This is a genomic window from Streptomyces sp. NPDC015346 (assembly GCF_043078785.1).
GTDB lineage: Bacteria > Actinomycetota > Actinomycetes > Streptomycetales > Streptomycetaceae > Streptomyces.
The window spans coordinates 187,828-204,410 of sequence record NZ_JBIBTW010000001.1 but is presented as its reverse complement, the minus strand read 5'-3'; the positions used below and the strand labels follow the sequence as shown (position 1 = coordinate 204,410).

14 protein-coding genes are annotated in these 16,583 nt (G+C 73.3%); 8 read left to right on the top strand and 6 right to left on the bottom strand.

The genetic code is table 11. The features are described 5' to 3' along the window. The first annotated feature begins 1 nt into the window (after position 1). Entirely contained in the window at positions 2–1,684 is a 1,683-nt protein-coding gene (aspT, locus tag ACF06X_RS00970) for an aspartate-alanine antiporter (RefSeq protein WP_392285043.1), read from the top strand. A gap of 57 nt (positions 1,685–1,741) precedes the next feature. After that, positions 1,742–3,391 carry a bifunctional aspartate transaminase/aspartate 4-decarboxylase gene (locus ACF06X_RS00965; RefSeq protein WP_392285042.1) on the top strand — a complete coding sequence of 550 codons (1,650 nt, stop codon included), beginning with the start codon at positions 1,742–1,744 and terminating at the stop codon, positions 3,389–3,391. Positions 3,392–3,474: 83 nt separating this feature from the next. Here ACF06X_RS00965 and ACF06X_RS00960 read toward each other — a convergent pair whose 3' ends face one another. From ACF06X_RS00960 to ACF06X_RS00950, 3 genes are all read right to left on the bottom strand, one after another. Next, positions 3,475–4,965, bottom strand: a complete 1,491-nt coding sequence (locus ACF06X_RS00960; RefSeq protein ID WP_392285041.1) for a cellulose binding domain-containing protein — start codon at positions 4,963–4,965, stop codon at positions 3,475–3,477. Positions 4,966–5,202: 237 nt separating this feature from the next. Continuing rightward, a complete protein-coding gene (locus ACF06X_RS00955; protein ID WP_392285040.1) occupies positions 5,203–6,615 on the bottom strand; it encodes a sensor histidine kinase in 1,413 nt (470 codons plus the stop codon). Continuing rightward, the gene (locus ACF06X_RS00950; protein ID WP_392285039.1) at positions 6,612–7,352 is read right to left on the bottom strand and encodes a response regulator transcription factor; all 741 of its coding nucleotides are present in this window, start codon (positions 7,350–7,352) and stop codon (positions 6,612–6,614) included. The genes ACF06X_RS00955 and ACF06X_RS00950 overlap by 4 nt, the downstream gene beginning before the upstream one ends. Before the next feature lie 78 nt (positions 7,353–7,430). Between ACF06X_RS00950 and ACF06X_RS00945 the strand changes: the two genes are divergently transcribed. After that, positions 7,431–8,006: a hypothetical protein gene (locus ACF06X_RS00945; protein ID WP_392285038.1), complete on the top strand. Its 576-nt coding sequence runs from the start codon at positions 7,431–7,433 to the stop codon at positions 8,004–8,006. A gap of 11 nt (positions 8,007–8,017) precedes the next feature. On the opposite strand, the gene ACF06X_RS00940 is transcribed toward ACF06X_RS00945, so the two are convergent. Both ACF06X_RS00940 and ACF06X_RS00935 read right to left on the bottom strand, forming a co-directional pair. After that, positions 8,018–8,881 (bottom strand): spermidine synthase, encoded by an 864-nt coding sequence (locus tag ACF06X_RS00940; protein WP_392285037.1) that lies wholly within the window; start codon positions 8,879–8,881, stop codon positions 8,018–8,020. An 85-nt stretch (positions 8,882–8,966) separates the two neighbouring features. Beyond that, positions 8,967–9,404, bottom strand: coding sequence for a hypothetical protein (locus ACF06X_RS00935; protein WP_392285036.1), 438 nt, complete (start codon positions 9,402–9,404; stop codon positions 8,967–8,969). Positions 9,405–9,631: 227 nt separating this feature from the next. Between ACF06X_RS00935 and ACF06X_RS00930 the strand changes: the two genes are divergently transcribed. Beyond that, positions 9,632–10,918, top strand: coding sequence for a tetratricopeptide repeat protein (locus tag ACF06X_RS00930; RefSeq protein ID WP_392285035.1), 1,287 nt, complete (start codon positions 9,632–9,634; stop codon positions 10,916–10,918). 56 nt (positions 10,919–10,974) lie between these two features. On the opposite strand, the gene ACF06X_RS00925 is transcribed toward ACF06X_RS00930, so the two are convergent. Next, positions 10,975–11,568 carry a histidine phosphatase family protein gene (locus ACF06X_RS00925; RefSeq protein ID WP_392285926.1) on the bottom strand — a complete coding sequence of 198 codons (594 nt, stop codon included), beginning with the start codon at positions 11,566–11,568 and terminating at the stop codon, positions 10,975–10,977. A gap of 148 nt (positions 11,569–11,716) precedes the next feature. On the opposite strand from ACF06X_RS00925, the gene ACF06X_RS00920 reads away from it, so the two are divergent. Genes ACF06X_RS00920 through ACF06X_RS00905 form a run of 4 tightly spaced genes read left to right on the top strand, consistent with a single transcriptional unit; the run spans position 11,717 to position 16,578 of the window. Next, complete coding sequence (locus ACF06X_RS00920; RefSeq protein ID WP_392285034.1) at positions 11,717–12,622, top strand: phosphatase PAP2 family protein; 906 nt, start codon at positions 11,717–11,719, stop codon at positions 12,620–12,622. Beyond that, positions 12,555–13,667 carry a hypothetical protein gene (locus ACF06X_RS00915; RefSeq protein ID WP_392285033.1) on the top strand — a complete coding sequence of 371 codons (1,113 nt, stop codon included), beginning with the start codon at positions 12,555–12,557 and terminating at the stop codon, positions 13,665–13,667. Before ACF06X_RS00920 ends, ACF06X_RS00915 begins: the two co-directional genes overlap by 68 nt. Continuing rightward, on the top strand, positions 13,658–15,253 hold the full coding sequence (locus tag ACF06X_RS00910; protein WP_392285032.1) for a hypothetical protein: 1,596 nt from the start codon (positions 13,658–13,660) through the stop codon (positions 15,251–15,253). Before ACF06X_RS00915 ends, ACF06X_RS00910 begins: the two co-directional genes overlap by 10 nt. Beyond that, positions 15,250–16,578, top strand: coding sequence for an AAA family ATPase (locus tag ACF06X_RS00905; RefSeq protein WP_392285031.1), 1,329 nt, complete (start codon positions 15,250–15,252; stop codon positions 16,576–16,578). Before ACF06X_RS00910 ends, ACF06X_RS00905 begins: the two co-directional genes overlap by 4 nt. Positions 16,579–16,583 lie beyond the last annotated feature (5 nt).

Sequence of the window (16,583 nt, the reverse complement as noted above, 5' to 3'; positions counted from 1 at the left end):
GATGGGAGTCCTGCGTGACCACCCGGAACTGGCCCTCTTCCTCTGCCTCGCGGCCGGCTATCTCGTCGGCAGGCTCCGCGTCGGACCGATCACCCTCGGCGGCATCTGCGGCACGCTGATCGTCTCGCTGCTGATGGGCGCCTGGGCGAAGGTCACCGTCTCCGACGACGTCAAGACGATCTTCTTCGCGCTCTTCATCTTCTCGCTCGGCTACATGGCCGGACCCCAGTTCTTCGCCAACCTCAACCGCAGGAGCCTGCGCTTCTTCACCCTCTGCCTCATCGAGCTGGTGAGCGTCGTCGGCATCGCGTACGGCCTCGCCAAGGCCTTCGACCTGGACGTCGGCACCGCCTCGGGCATCCTGGCGGGCGCCGCCACGGAGTCGGCGGTCGTCGGTACGGCCACCGAGGCCATCGGCAAGCTGCGCGATCTGACGCCGGAACAGATCACGCAGTACCAGGGGCATGTGGCGACCGCGTACACCGTCTGCTACCTCTTCGGCCTCATCACCATCGTGATCTACACGAGCCAGATCATGCCGATGCTGCTGCGCATCAACCTCAGGGACGCCTCGCGCGAGCTGTGGGAGCGGATGCGCGGCGCCGGCGGCGGCCTGGAGTCCGACGAGCGGGAGGCGCTGCCCGGCATGGTCGGGCGGACCTTCCTGGTCACCCACGCCGACGGCCGCCGCGTCCTGGATCTGGAGCTCGCGCTGGGCGGCCGGGTCACCGTCGAGGCGGTCAAGCGGGGCAGCAAGGTCCTCACCCCGCCCCCGCCGGACTTCGAGCTGACCCTCTCCGACCTCGTCCTCATGGTCGGGCGGCGGGCCAACATCATCGAGGCGGGGCGGGTGATCGGCCCAGAGACGCCGGCCGTCCCGGGCCTCGACACCCCGCTCGCGACCGCCCAGGTCGCGCTCACCGACAAGGTCGGCGAAGGCCGGACCATCGACTCCCTCCTGAAGGAGCACCCGGAGTTCGCCTCCGGCGGCGTGTACGTCACCGATGTGCTCCGCAACGAGCAGGATCTGCCGGCCACTCCCGAGACGGTCGTGCACCGCGGCGACGTCCTCACCCTGGTCGGCGCCCGCTCGGGCCTCGGGAAGCTGGTGTCGAAGATCGGCGCCGTGGTCAAGAACGACGCCACCGACTTCATCTACCTCGGCCTCGGCATCGCGGCCGGCTCGCTGCTCGGCCAGCTCGTGGTGGAGTTCGGCGGCGTCCCGATGTCGCTCGGCACCGGCGGCGGCTGTCTGATCTCCGGGCTGCTCTTCGGCTGGTTCCGCTCCCGGAGGCAGACCTTCGGGGCGTTCCCGCCGCAGGCCGCCTCCACGCTCAAGGACATGGGCCTGGCGATCTTCATCGCCTGTACGGGGCTGGTGTCCGGTCCGCAGGCCTGGCCGCTGCTCAAGGAGTACGGAGCGCTGCTGCCGTTCGCCGGGATCGCGATGGTGCTCGTCCCCGCGACCCTCTCGCTGATCGTCGGCGTCAAGCTGCTGAACATCGAGAAACCGGTGCTGATCGGCGCCATCGCGGGCCAGCAGTGCTCGACCCCCGCCATCACCTCGGTCACCCAGGTGGCCCAGAGCTCGGTCCCCATGCTCGGTTACACGATCACGTACACGCTCTCCAACTTCCTGCTCCCGCTGACCGGCCCGTTCCTCGTCGGCGTGCTGGGGGCGTGAGAGAGCCGGGGTGCCGTCATCGTCCTTCTCCACCTCCGACGCAGTGAGGATCCCGCCATGCCCAAGACGACGTTCACCCGCGAGGAGATCCACTCCTTCGCCCAGCTCTCGCCGTTCGAGCTGAAGGACAAGTTCATCGCGATCGCCCGGGCCGGCCAGGCCGGAAAGCCCGGCCAGAAGGAGAAGTCGCAGACGCAGATGCTCAACGCGGGCCGCGGAAACCCGAACTGGGTCGCCACCGGCCCCCGTGAGGCCTTCCACGCGCTCGGCTACTTCGCCCTGGCGGAGTCCCGCCGCGTCTGGACCGCCGACAACCTCGGCGGCATGCCCGAGAAGCGCGGAGCGGGCGAGCGCTTCGACACCTTCGTACGGCAGCACCCGGACCTGCCGGGCGTCGACCTGCTGGCGAAGTGCGTCGCGTACGCGGTCGGGCGCTTCGGCTTCGACAAGGACGCGTTCGTGCACGAGCTGACGGACAGCTCGATCGGCGACAACTACCCGGTGCCGGACCGGATGCTGACCCACACCGAGCAGATCGTGCGCGGGTACCTGAACGACGAGCTGTTCGACGGGAAGCCGCCGGCCGGGACCATGTCGCTGTTCGCCACCGAGGGCGGCACCGCGGCGATGTGCTACATCTTCGACTCCCTGATGAAGAACGGGATCCTGAGGAAGGGCGACCGGATCGCCCTGATGGTGCCGGTCTTCACGCCGTACATCGAGATCCCCGAGCTCGACACGTACGAGTTCGACGTGGTGCGGGTGGAGGCGAGCCTCTTCGCCGAGACGGGCGTGCGCGAGTGGCGCTACCCGGCCGAGGAGGTCGCCAAGCTGGAGGACCCGTCGATCAGACTGCTCTGCCTGGTCAACCCCTCCAACCCGCCGTCGCTCGCGCTGGGCGAACGGGTGGCGCACCAGATCCGGGACATCGTCGCGACGAGGAACCCGAACCTGCTGATCGTGACGGACGACGTGTACGGCACGTTCGTGCCCGGCTTCCGCTCCCTCGCGGCCGATCTGCCGGGAAACACGCTGCTCGTGTACTCGTACTCGAAGCACTACGGCGCCACGGGCTGGCGGCTCGGAGTCATCGGCCTGAACGACGACAACGTCATCGACCGGATGATCGCCGGACTGCCGCGGGAGGAGAAGGACCGGCTGAACAAGCGGTACGGGACGCTGTCGCTGGAGCCGGAGAAGATCCGGTTCATCGACCGGCTGGTCGCGGACTCCCGCCAGGTGGCGCTCAACCACACGGCCGGGCTCTCGCTGCCCCAACAGGTCATGATGGCCGTCTTCTCCCTCTTCGACCTGCTGGAGGAGGGACAGGCGTACAAGGAGAGGATCCGCGGGATCGTGACCCAGCGCCTCGAACTCCTCCTCGAAGGCGCCCAGATGAAGATCTCGAAGGATCCGAAACGCGCCGGGTACTACATCGAGCTCGATCTGCTGGCGGAGGCCGAGCGGGTGCACGGGAAGGACTTCGCGGACTTCCTGCAGCAGAACTACGAGCCGGTGGACCCGCTGTTCCGGCTCGCGGAGCAGACCAGCGTGGTGCTCCTGAACGGCGGGGGCTTCGACGGCCCGCAGTGGTCGGTACGGGTGTCCCTCGCGAACCTGGACGACGTGGACTACCTGAAGATCGGCCACCATCTGCGGGCGATCTTCGACGACTACGCGGCGGAGTGGAGGGCCTCGAAGGTCTGAGGCGGGAGCGGGAGCGGGAGCGCGCCCCGGACGGGGGTGGGGTTCCGTCCGGGGCGCGCGGTGTGGGGGGAGCGGGGCGCGGCCTATCGGTAGGCGGAGAACGCCTTGGTGAAGGCCAGCGGCTGCTGGAGGATCGAGGAGCAGGTGGCGTCGGCGTGGTTCACCGCGCCGGCCGCGCACTGCTTGTCGCGGGTGGAGGACCACATCGACAGCCATCCGATGCCCTTGGACTTCGCGAAGCCGACCAGCTCGGTGGCGTCGTCGACCCGGAAGACCTCGGTCGTCACGTCGTTGACGCCGATCATCGGGGTGACCGCGACGGCCTTCCACGCGGCCGCGTCGGAGAGGCCGAGGACACCCTTGAGCTGGGCCTGGGTGGCGGTCGCGGCCTGGATCGCGTACTGGCCCATGTCGCCGCTGTAGGCCGGCCCGTAGTCCATCGCCATGATGTTGACGGCGTCGACGCGGACGCCGTTCTTCTTCGCGTCGGCGAGCAGGTCCACTCCCGGCTGGGTCAGGCCCTCGGGCATGACCGGCAGCGTGAAGGAGACGTTCAGGCCGGGGTGCGACTTCTGCAGCTGCGCGATGGCCTGCGAGCGGCGGGTGTTGGCGGCCGTGTCCGGCAGGGCCGCGCCCTCGACGTCGAAGTCGACCTTGGTCAGCCCGTACTGGTCGACGACCTTGCCGTAGGCGGCGGCGAGGGCGGCGGAGGTCGGGCAGTTCAGGGCCAGTTCGTGGCCTGCGGCGCCGCCGAAGGAGACCCGGACGTCGCCGCCCCTGGCACGCAGGGCGCCGATCTGGGACGCCACCTTGTCGCTCCCGAGGTCGGTGACCCCGCCCCACAGCGGGGCGCAGGCGCCGCCGGAGGTGATGAAGGCGAGGTTGAACTCCTTCACCCCGGTGGCGTCCGCGGTCGCGAGCAGGTCGTACGACGGGTAGAGCGAGGTGTCGACATAGGGCGCGAACGCGGCGACGGCGCCCGGGGCGCCGGTGGGCGTGCCGGTGGGCTTCGGGGAGGGGGTCGCGGTGGCGGTCGGCTTCGCGGTGGGCGTCGCGGAGGCCGACGGGGTGGCCGTCGCCGGGGCCGTGGCGGTGGGCTGTCCGGTGGGGCGGCCGCTGGGCGTGGGGGTGGCGCCGCCGACGGAACAGGTGGCCTTGTCGATCCGGCAGTTGGCCGGGTCGCCCGCCTCGCCGGTCGACGAGGTCACGAAGCCGACGGTGACGGACTGGCCGGGGGCGAGCTCCTTGTTCCAGCTCGCGGGCTTCACGGTGACGTGCTGTCCGGAGACGGTGTGCTCGCCGTTCCACAGGGACCCGATCCTCGTCCCCGCGGGCAGGTCGAACTCCAGCGTCCAGCCCCCCGACTGGACGCTGGAGGTTTCGTTGGTGACCACGTACTGAGCCGTGTAGCCACCGTTCCAGGAGCTCGTCCTGGTGTACGCGGCACCCACCGCCGCGGCCTGGGCGGTGCCGGTGAGCGCGAAGGCCGCGCCGCCGATCACCGCCGCGGCGACGATCACGCCGACGACCTTCGTCCTGGCGCTCGCTCTGCGCCGGTGCGAACTGGTGCCCATCGCGTGCCTGCCTCTGTGTGCCGGGAGTGGTGCGGGGGTGCGGCAGCACGCTAGCGATCCTGAACCGGACAAATGACCTGGAGGGGACGGCGTTGAGGATTCTTAGGGTCCGCTTAAGGAAGCCATCGGGAGGGCGAAAGGTTCGGGACTCCGAAGAGCCCCCGAGCGCCCCCGAGAGCCACTTCGGGACTCGCCTCGGGACTCGGGGGCGCTCGGGGGCCCCGGGAGCCGTCCGGGCTACGACTCGACGCCGCGCCGGGAGCCGGTCGCACCCCGCCTGCGGCGCACCACGCGATGGCCGCGCCGGCCTCCCGTACCGCCGGAGCGGCGGGCGTCGAGCCCGATCCAGACGCGGACCTCCGTACCGCCGAGGACCGAGTGGCCGATGCGGACGTCGCCGCCCGTGGCCTCGGCCATCCGGCGCACGATGTCGAGGCCGAGCCCGGTGGAGCCGTCGCGCCGGCCGCTGTTGCCCCGGGCCAGCGCGGCGGCCGGGTCGGTGATGCCGGGCCCGGCGTCGGAGACAAGGACGATGACGGCGTCCTCGCCGTTGTGGACGTCGACGGAGAAGGCCGTGCCCTCGGGGGTGTGGCGGAAGACGTTGCCGAGCAACGCGTCGAGCGCGGCGACCAGTTCGGGCCGGGCGACCGGGATGCGTACCGGACGCTCGATGCCCGCCACCCGTACCTTGCGGCCCTCGTCCTCGGCGAGCGCGGACCAGAAGTCCATCCGCTCCCGTACGACCTCGGAGGCGTCGCAGCCCGCGCCGGGACCGGTCGCCTGGGTCTGGGGCTTGGCGTCCCTGGCCGTACGGATGATGATGTCGACCTCGCGCTCCAGCTGCTCGACGGCGGCCCGGGTCTGCTCGGCGGCCGGACCGGAGCCGAGCGAGGCCGCGTTGAGCCGGAGCACGGTCAGCGGGGTGCGCAGCCGGTGCGAGAGGTCGGCGGCCAGTTCGCGCTCGTTGGCCAGGAGCTGGACGACCTGGTCGGCCATGGAGTTGAAGGCGACCGCCGCGGACTTCAGCTCCGGCGGCCCCTCCTCGGGGACGCGCGCGCCGAGCCTGCCCTCGCCCAGGTCGTGGGCGGCGCCCGCGAGCCGCTGGGCGGGCCGGACCATGCGGACGCCGAGGCGGTCGGCGACGGCGACGGAGCCGACGATCAGGGCGATGCCGACTCCGGCGAGGACCAGCCAGGCGGTGGCGACACCGTTGGTGACCTCGCCCTCGGGGACGAAGAGTTCGACGACGGCGACCTGTCCGGAGCTGAGCGCGGTGGGCTGGAGCAGGACGAAGCCGCCCGGCACCTCGGCGATGGTGGCCCGCCCCAGGCGCCGGGTGGTCCGCAGGTCCTCCGCGCCGGCCCGGCGGGTGCCGATCTCCAGCGCCTGCCCGCCCGGCTCGTCGGCGGCCGGGACGTGGACGGCGATCCGCCCGGCCGCCCCGTCCTCGGTGGTGGCCACCGCCCGGTCGAGCTCCTCGCGGTCGGTCGTGATGGCGAGGACGGGCGCGAGCCCGGCGGCGCGCCGCTCGGCGTTGGAGAAGGCCCGGTCGCGCGCCATCTCCTTGACGACGAGTCCCAGGGGTACGGCGAAGGCGATGACGACCATGGCGGTGACGGCGAGCGACACCTTGACGAGGGCCCATCTCACCGCTGGGTCCCCCGGGGCGTCTGGGGCGGCTGGGGCGTCTCCTGGGGCTCGCGCGGCGGCTCCAGCTTCACGCCCACCCCGCGCAGGGTGTGCAGATAGCGGGGCCGGGCGGCCGTTTCGCCCAACTTCCGCCGCAGCCACGACAAATGTACGTCGATGGTCTGGTCGTCCCCGTAGGACTGCTGCCACACCTCGGCGAGCAGCTCCTTGCGGGGGACGACCACCCCGGGCCGCCCGGCGAGGAAGGCCAGCAGGTCGAACTCCCGGCGGGTCAGATCGAGTGCGGCCCCGTCGAGCTCCGCCTGGCGCCGCAGCGGGTCGATCGAGAGACCGCCCACCTGGATCACCCGCGACGGCGGCGCCTCGCCGGCGGCGGCCCGCGAGCGCCGGAGCACGGCGGCCATCCGGGCCGACAGGTGCTCCACCGAGAAGGGCTTGGTCAGATAGTCGTCCGCCCCGTCGTTGAGGAGCCGGACGATCTCGGTCTCGTCGTCCCGCGCGGTCGCGATGATCACCGGTACGTCGGTGATGCCGCGCAGCATCTTCAGCGCCTCGGACCCGTCCAGATCGGGCAGTCCGAGGTCCAGGACGACCACGTCGAAACGGAAATGGGCGACCTCGCGCAGCGCCTCCAGGGCCGTGCCGACGCTCCGTACGGTGTGGGAGGCGTCGGTCAGATGCCGGATGAGGGCCGAGCGCACGAACTGGTCGTCCTCGACCACGAGCACACTTGCCATGGGCCGCACCGTACGCCATACGGGGGAAACCGAAGCAAGGTCCACCCCGCCCTCCGCCGGCGCACGCCGTGGTGCACTATGGCCCGGATGCGTAGAGGACTAGTTCACGCCATGGCGTGGTCGCTCGCCACCGGCGCGGCGGTCACTCTCTCGTGGTGGGGTGTGCACACGGTGCTGGCCGGTACGGTCTACGACCCGCCGCGCGCGCTGCCCATTCCGGCCGGCGGCGGCGAGGGGACGGCCGTCAACGGCGGCGACCCGTCGGCCTCCGCGGCCCCGCGCCCGAGCGGCTCCGCCACCCCTTCGCCGACGCCCTCCGCGTCGAGGACGACCGGCGCTCCCCCGAGGACCCCGTCCGCCACCCCGTCCCGCCCACCCGCCACCACCCGGCAGCCGGACGGCGCGGGAGACGCCGGCGACGCCGGCGGGAAGAGCACGGTCAAGAGCTACGCCGTCGACGGCGGCCGGGTCGTCTTCGACCTGGGCGAGACCTCCGCCGAACTGGTCTCGGCGACCCCGGCCTCCGGCTGGCAGATGCAGGTGTGGAAGCAGCCGACCTGGATCCGGGTCACCTTCACCCGGGACGGCCGCGAGCTGTCGGTCTTCTGCGTGTGGCACGACACCGCGCCCCGGGTGGAGATCGACGAACGCTGAGGAGCCGCCGCCTACCGGAAAGCGGACGCGGGCGGTACGGGTGAGGGCCGGGCGCCGGCGTCGTCGACCGGGGCCGCGCCCCCGGTGAAGTCGGCGAGCGCCTTGCCGTGCTCCACGCGCCCGGGGTGCGGGTCGGTCGCCACCCGGCGGGTCAGCTCGGCGACCGGCAGCTCCCGGTCGGAGGCGAGCAGCACGGCGTTGCCGAAGCGGCGCCCGCGCAGCACGGTGGGGTCGGCGGTCAGCGCCAGTTCGGGGAAGACGGTCGCGGCGGTCGCGATCTGGCCGCGCAGATGGGCCAGCGGCGGCCCGTCGGCGAGGTTGACGGCGTAGAGCCCGCCGGGCCTCAGCGCCCGGCGGACCTCGGCGAGGAACTCCGTACTCGTCAGATGGGCGGGGGTGCGGGCGCCGCTGAACACATCGGCGATGATCAGGTCCGCCCAGCCGTCCTGCACCTTGGCGAGTCCGGCCCGGGCGTCGGTGGAGCGGACGCGGACGCGGGCGCCGGAGTCGAGGGGGAGTTCCCGGCGGACGAGCTGGACCAGCGGGCCGTCGAGCTCCACGATCTGCTGGGTGGAGCGGGGCCGGGTGGCGGCGATGTAGCGGGCGAGCGTGAAGGCTCCGCCGCCGAGGTGGACGGCCTGGAGGGGCCGGTTCGGCGGGGCGGCGAGGTCGGCGATGTGGCCGAGGCGCCGCTGGTACTCGAAGGAGAGATGGGCCGGGTCGTCGAGATCGACGTGCGACTGCGGGGCGCCGTCGATCAGCAGCGTCCAGCCGCGCGGGCGCTCGGGGTCGGGTATGAGCTCCGCGAGCCCGCCGTCGACGGTCTCGACGACGGCGGCGGACGCCGCCCGTTCACGCTGTCTGTTCCTGGCCACGAGCCCATTATCGGCGCTCGCACGAATGCCCCGCCCGATAAGCGTGACGGGGTGGGGAGAGGAGGGAGTCGCCGATCCCGGGGTCCTAGCGACAGCCGTCGGCCGCCTCGATCAGGCGGGCCGCCTGGCCGAGGGCCTCGCGCAGCACCGCCGGGTCGGTGACCGCGCCCGTGTCGCCGGGCGGCAGCAGCCAGCCCGCCGGGCGGGGCGCGTCACCGGCGGGCTCGGGAAGCGCCGGCAGTTCGGGGATGCGCAGGCCTCGCCCCGAGGTCTGCGTACAGGCGCTGCCCGGCATGTCCCAGCCCTCCGCCGTGCCGGGCGGGACGAGGAATCCGAGGGTGTCGCAGGCGCCGTCGTGCAGCACCGGGCCGACCAGGGGGGCGCCGCCGCGGCGCAGGATGTCGACGGCCTCCAGGCCCTGTCGGACGGGCACGGTCACCAGGTCGCAGGCTTCGCCGTGCGGGGCGCTGGCGTCCGGGGTGGGTGCGTGCCGTGCGGTCGACTGCGATCCGATCTCCAACAAAGGAAACCCCTCCTCGCTCCTGAGAGAAGACACGTTCCGTCTCTCCACATGGTTCAACGCCCGTGCGCGTCAACGGCTACGGCGGCACGCCGCCGCAAAGGATGGCAGTTCATGGCAGATCGCGCGCGAGATATCCGTTTTGTAGCCAAACTCTGCGTACGCGCGCGGTCACAGCAGGTACGTTCTTGCTCCGCCGGAACTCCGGCAGCACAGGAGAGGGCTCGGCCATGGCGATGTCACGGGCAGTTCCCAATCTCGCCTTCCGCCGGCTCCGCGGACAGCTCTCGCCGGCGGAGTTCGCCGCCGCGGTCCGCCGGGCGGCGCGGGAGATCGGCGAGCAGGTGGCCTGCGACGCCCGCTACATCGGACGCGTGGAGGCGGGCGAGATCCGCTGCCCCAACTACGCGTACGAACGGGTGTTCCTGCACATGTTCCCCGGTCTCGGCCTGGCGGACCTGGGCTTCTCGGCACGGGAGGCGGTACGCGGCCGACGGCCCGCCGCCACGGCCGGAGCCCCGCCCCCGACCGCCATCACGACCCGGAACGATGAGGAGAGCGACGTGCTGCGTCGCGCATTCATGACGAGCGGCACCGCCACCGTGGCGGCCGCCTCGCTGGGACTCGGCGGCACCGCCGTCGCGATCCCCGCCCCTCGGGGCACCCACAGGATCGGCGAGCCCGAGATCCGGGCCGTCGAGGAGGCCGTACGGCAGATCCGGTTGCTCGACGACCGGCACGGCGCCGACGGGCTCTACAGGTCGGCCGCCCAGCCGCTGCGGGCGGCGTACGCCCTGCTCGACGCGGGCGTCGCGACCCGCCGCTCCACCGAGGACCGGCTGCACGCGGGCGCCGGCGAGCTGGCCATCTCCGTCGGCTGGCTCGCGCACGACTCGGGCCGTCTCGACGACGCCCGCTCGCACTACGCGGAGGCCCTCGCCACCGCGCGCGTGGCCGGTGATCCGGCCCTGGAGGCGCACGCCTTCTGCAACACCTCGTTCCTGGCCAGGGACGCCGGCCGGTACCGGGAGGCGGTCCGCGCCGCCCAGGCGGGGCTGCGGGCCGCGCAGCCGCTCGCCTCCGCCCGGCTGCTCTCGCTGCTCTCGCTGCGCGAGGCGGGCGCCTGGGCCGGGCTCGGCGACCGGGCCGCCTGCGAGCAGGCCCTCGGCCGGGCGCACACCCACTTCGGGCGGGGCCCCGGCGACAGCGACCCGGAGTGGATGAGCTTCTTCGGGGAGCCGGAGCTGGAGGCCCTGGAGGCGCAGTGCTGGTCGGCGCTCGGGGAGTGGGGCCGCGCGGCCCGGCACGCCCACCGCGCGACCGTCCTGCAGAACCCCCACTTCGCCCGCAACCTCGCCCTCTACCGCGCCCAGCTGGCGGGCGACCTGGCCCACGCAGGCCGCCGGGACGAGGCCGCGGTGGAGGCCCGCCGGGTGGTCGACTCGCTGACCGACGTTCAGTCGAGCCGCGTCCGCCGTATGCTCACCGAAACCCGCCGACTGCTGTCCACCCCCTGAGGGGGCCCCGGACTCCTCGCGGGCTCGCGCGGTGTGGCCGCCCCTACTCCCCGCCCCTACTCCAGGTGGCCGGTGTCGTTCCAGCGTTCCAGGGCCGGGGCGCCGTAGGCCCAGCCCAGGACCGAGAGGCTCGTCGGGTCGAGGCGGATGCGGGCGCCGAAGGAGAGGTCCTCGCCCAGCCAGCGCGCCGCGATCGACCGCAGGATGTGACCGTGCGCGAAGACCAGCACGTCACGCTCCGCCGAGCGCGCCCACTCCACGACCTCGTCGGCCCGCGCCGAGACCTGCGCCAGGCTCTCGCCCTCCGGCACGGCGTCGCGCCACAGCAGCCAGCCGGGCCGCAGCTCCTGGATCTGGGCCGGGGTCAGGCCTTCGTACGCCCCGTAGTCCCACTCCATCAGCGTGTCCCACTCCCGCGCCCGCTCGCCGAAGCCGGCGATGTCGCAGGTCTCACGCGCGCGTGCCAGCGGGCTGGTGCGTATCTCCAGGTCCGCGAGGCCGCTCCAGGGCGCCCGGTGCAGCCGCTCGCCGAGCAGCTTGGCGCCGCGCCGGCCCTCGTCGAGGAGAGGGATGTCCGTCCTGCCGGTGTGACGGCCGAGCAGCGACCATTCCGTCTGGCCGTGCCGGGCCAGCAGGATGCGCGGTGCCATGAAGGCTCCCTGGGTGTTCATGAGGGCGATCGGATCTACGTATCGACGTGCACTCCCATCATCGCCCACCTGAATGCGCGGCAACGCGCGGGCAACCCCCGCCCTCCTCCCGACGTCCCCCAGTCCGAGACCGAGGGGGAACACACGTATGACCGAGAGAGCCGCCCACGCCGGGCGCGCGCCGCGGTGGTGGGTCGAGCTGCTGCTGATCGCCGTGGTCTACGCCGCCTACTCCGGCGGCCGGCTGCTCGCCCGCGGTGACGTGGCGACCGCCGTCGACCACGGCCTTGCCATCCTCCGCCTGGAGAAATCCCTCGGTCTGAACGCCGAGCACCCGCTCAACCGGCTCTTCACCGACACGCCCGCCCTCGGGATCCCCGCCGACTTCGCGTACGCCTCCCTGCACTACCTGGTCACCCCGGCCGTCCTCGTCTGGCTCTTCCGCCGCCGCCCCGGCCACTACCGGGCCGCCCGCACCTGGCTGATGGTCTCCACCCTGCTGGGCCTCGTCGGCTTCACGCTGCTGCCCACCTGCCCGCCCCGGCTCCTGGACGCCGGCCACGGCTTCGTCGACACGATGGCGCAGTTCAGCTCGTACGGCTGGTGGGGCGCGGAGGCCAGTGCGCCGCGCGGCATGGGGGCGATGACCAACCAGTACGCGGCGATGCCGAGCCTGCACGTCGGCTGGGCGCTGTGGTGCGGGGTGATGCTCTGGCGGTACGGGCGTACGCCGCTGCTGAAGGCGGTCGGCGTCGCCTACCCCCTCCTCACCACGGTGGTCGTCATGGGCACGGCGAACCACTACTTCCTCGACGCGGTCGCCGGGGCGGCCGTGATGGGCCTCGGGCTGCTGCTCACCGGGCCCGCGACCCGGCTCGCGGACCGGCTCCCGGACCGGCTCGCGGACCGGCTTCCGGCCCGGTCGCGCCGGCCCTTCACGGGGAACCGGACACCGATTGTCGGTGGCGGATGGGAGACTTCCGCGGGTGAGCGAATCCCTGGGCAGCGGAGCTCCTCCGCCTCCGCAGACGACACTCCGGCACCGGCTCGCTGAGCTGCGCGGACCGGCCGTCGCGCCGCACCCGCTGGACGCGCGGGCACTGGCGGCGCTGGCCGCCAACCCCGGCTGCCGGCGGCGTGCGCTGCTCGACGGCGCCGGGGTCGACAAGACGGCGCTGGCGTCGAAGCTCGGCTCGCCGGCGGCCTTCGGCCAGTCCCAGTTCGCGTTCATGCGGGGCAACGCCTTCGAGGCGAAGGTGAAGGCGGACGGCGGACGGGAGCTGCTGCGGCTGCTCGGCATCGACGAGCCGGGCACGGTACGGGTGCCGGAGCTGGCGGCGGCCGGGCCCGAGGGCCGGGTGGCGCGCACCGCGCTCGCGCTGCGCGAGGCGACCGAGGCCGGGACGTGGGCGCTGCTCGACCACCCCCTGCTGAGCCTGGAGGTGGCGGGCTCCCCCGCGCATCTGGAGCCGGACGCCGTCGTGGTGCACCCCGACGGGCGGTGGACAGTCGTGGAGATCAAGTCCTTCCCGATGATCGACGGCGCGGCGGACGCCTCCAAGGTGGGTGCGGCGGCCCGCCAGGCGGCGGTGTACGTGCTGGCCCTGGAGCGGATCGCGGCCCTGACCCGGGGCGCGGAGGTGGCGCACTCGGTGCTCCTGGTCTGTCCGAAGGACTTCTCCAACCTGCCCACGGCCTCGGTGGTCGACGTCCGCAAGCAGCTGTCCGTGACCCGCCGGCAGCTGTCCCGGCTGACCCGGATCGAGGAGATCGCCGCCGCGCTGCCGGACGGGGTCACCTTCGACGTGGAGGGGTGTTCGGCGCGGGAACTGGCGGCGGCGGTGGAGTCGGTTCCGCACGCCTACGCACCGGAGTGCCTGTCCGCCTGCGAGCTGGCCTTCCACTGCCGGGAGCGGGCCCGGGGCGCGGGCGCCGTGGAGGCGCTCGGCCGGTCGGTCCGCGGCGAGCTGGGCGGTCTGACCACGGTGGGGGACGTCCTGGCGGCGGCCCGCGGTGAGGCGGGCGACCCGGACGATCCGACGGTGGAGGCCCTGCGCCGGGCGGCGGCCCTCCGGGCGGAGGCGCTCGCATGTCGCTGATCTCCACCCTCGCCCGGCTGGAGGCCGTCGAGTCGGGGCGGGCGCAGCCGCTGGCCACGGTCCGGCACCGGCATCTGTCCGACCGGCCCCTCGTGCTCGTACCGTTGACGACCGCCGGTGAGGCGGGTGCGCCGCTCGGGGCGCTGGTCGGGACGGATCCCGAGGAGCCGCGGCTCCTCGTGGTGGCGCAGCCGCGCGACCGGGATCTGCGGTTCGCGTTCCTCGCCGACCTGGCCGAGGAGGTCCTTCCGTACATCGACTCGTTCACCGACGTCGTCGAGGCGGCGGAGCGGAATGAGACGGATCCGGAGACCGGCAAGAAGGTCAAGGTCGAGGTCGACCTGTGCGCGGACGCTCCGCAGCTGATCGTGCCGAGCCGGGCCGGCGTCGAGTACGTACGGCTCCTGGGGCGCTCGATGCGCTTTCGGCGGACGGCGGAGCAGGATCCGGAGACGCCGTTCCCCGCGCCGCCGCGCGTGCCGCTGCTCGGGCGCTGGCTGACGCACTTCGGGGAGCGGGCGCGGGTGCCGGGCTCCTCGCTGCTGCTGTCGGCGACGGATCTGCTGAACCGGCACTGGGCGACCGGCCAGTCCTCCCTGGAGGACCAGCACCTGGGCGCGCTCCTCGCCTGGATCGATCCCCCGGAGGGGGAGTCGGGGGCCGAGGCGGCGCTGCGGGCCGAGCTGGGCCGGGACCGCGAGGGGCAGTTGCTCTGCCCGCCGGCCGGTCCGGCGACGGATCCGGCCTTCGACAACCGGCTGCTGGCGCCCGCGATCGAGCGTTTCGACCGGGCCCGGCAGGCCTTGGCCTCGGCCGAGGACGGCGAGAGCGCGGACGAGCGGCTCGGCGAACTGCACCGGGCCGAGCGGGAGATCCGCCGCCTGATCCTCTCGCAGCTCCAGCCGACCTGGGACGCGGTGTGGCGGTCGGTCGAGCTGCTGCGGGAGCTGCCGGCCGGGGCGCGGGTGGCGGACCGCTGGACGCGGGACCGCTGGTCGTTCACCGGTCACCGCGACCGGATCGTGGCGGGCGAACCGCCGCAGCCGCGCCGCGACGACGCCGTGACCGCGGCGCAGAAGCTGGCGGCCCGCGAGTCCGCGCAGGGCCAGTTGGAGGCGCAGGAGGCGCTCGACGACCCGCTGGTGCTCGCCGGGCGGCGGCTCGCGGGCGAGGCGTTCGTCGCCGAGGTGGTGGAGGTGGCGATGGCCTGGTCGGAGTCGAAGCGGCCCTCGCCGCGCCCGCTGCTGACGGTCCGCACCGACGACCGGCCGCACCTGGGCGAGGGGACGAAGGTGTACCGCTCGCTGGAGGGCAAGCCGCAGACGGCCGAGTTCGTACGGTCGGAGGAGGACGGCTCGCTCGTGCTGCGGATCACCGACCGGATGGGACGGTCCAAGGAGCCCGCGCCGGGATCCGTGCCGGAGAAGGGCGAGTGGATCGCCTGGACGCTGTTCGAGCACGACCAGCGGGTGGGCGCGAAGCTGCCGGACCGGGAGGAGACGCCCTGGACGCACGGCGGACCCCCACGCTCCGACGCCGCCGACGCCGAACTGCCCGATGCCGTGACCCCGGAGGACCTGCTGTGAGCTTCGATCCCGGAGCGGAGGCCGCCCGCGCGACGGCCGGCATCCTGGCCGACACCCTGCACGGGGACGCCCGTGGGGTCGTCGTCGACTCCCCGCCGGGCGCGGGCAAGTCGACGCTCGTGGTGCGCGCGGCGCTGGAACTGGCGGCGGCGGGACGGCCGTTGATGGTGGTCGCGCAGACGAACGCACAGGTGGACGACCTGGTGCTGCGGCTCGCGGAGAAGGAGCCGGACCTTCCGGTGGGGCGGCTGCACTCCAACGACAGCGATCCGTACGACAAGGCGCTCGACGTCCTGGAGAACGTACGGAAGTCGTCGAAGGCGGGGGATCTCGCCGGGCTCGACGTGGTCATCTCGACGGCCGCGAAGTGGGCGCACGTGAAGAACGTGGAGCCGTGGGAGCACGCGATCGTGGACGAGGCGTACCAGATGCGCTCGGACGCCCTGCTCGCGGTGGCGGGGCTCTTCGAGCGGGCGCTGTTCGTGGGCGACCCGGGGCAGTTGGACCCCTTCTCGGTGGTCGGCGCGGAGCAGTGGGCGGGGCTCTCCTACGACCCGTCGGCGAGCGCGGTCTCGACGCTGCTCGCCCACAACCCGGAGCTGCCCCAGCACCGGCTTCCGGTGTCCTGGCGGCTTCCGGCGTCGGCGGCGCCACTGGTGTCCGACGCGTTCTACCCGTACACCCGCTTCCGCAGCGGCACCGGCCACGGCGACCGGCGCCTGACCTTCGGGGTGGCGTCGGACGGCTCCGGCCCCGACCGGGTCCTGGACGAGGCGGCCGAGTCCGGCTGGGGCCTGCTGGAACTGCCGGCCCGGCACACCCCGCGCACCGACCCGGAGGCGGTACGGGCGGTGGCGCTGGTGGTCCGCCGGCTGCTGGACCGGGGCGGCGCCGCGGTCTCCGAGCGCGGCCCCGACCCCGTGCCGCTGACGCCCGACCGGATCGCGGTCGGCACGGCCCACCGCGACCAGGCGGCGGCGGTACGGGCCGCGCTGGCGGAGCTGGGGGTCGCGGGCGTGACCGTGGACACCGCGAACCGCCTCCAGGGCCGCGAGTACGACGTGACGGTGGTCCTCCACCCCCTGTCCGGCCGCCCGGACGCCACGGCCTTCCACCTGGAGACGGGCCGCCTGTGCGTGCTGGCCTCCCGTCACCGCCACGCCTGCGTCGTGGTCTGCCGCGCGGGCGTGGCGGACCTCCTTGACGAACATCCGTCGACGGAGCCCGTCCAGCTGGGGGTCACGGTCAAGTTCCCCGACGGCTGGGAGGCGAACCACGCGGTCCTCTCCCACCTGGCGGAGCACCGGGTGGCGTGGACGCCGTGACGTCC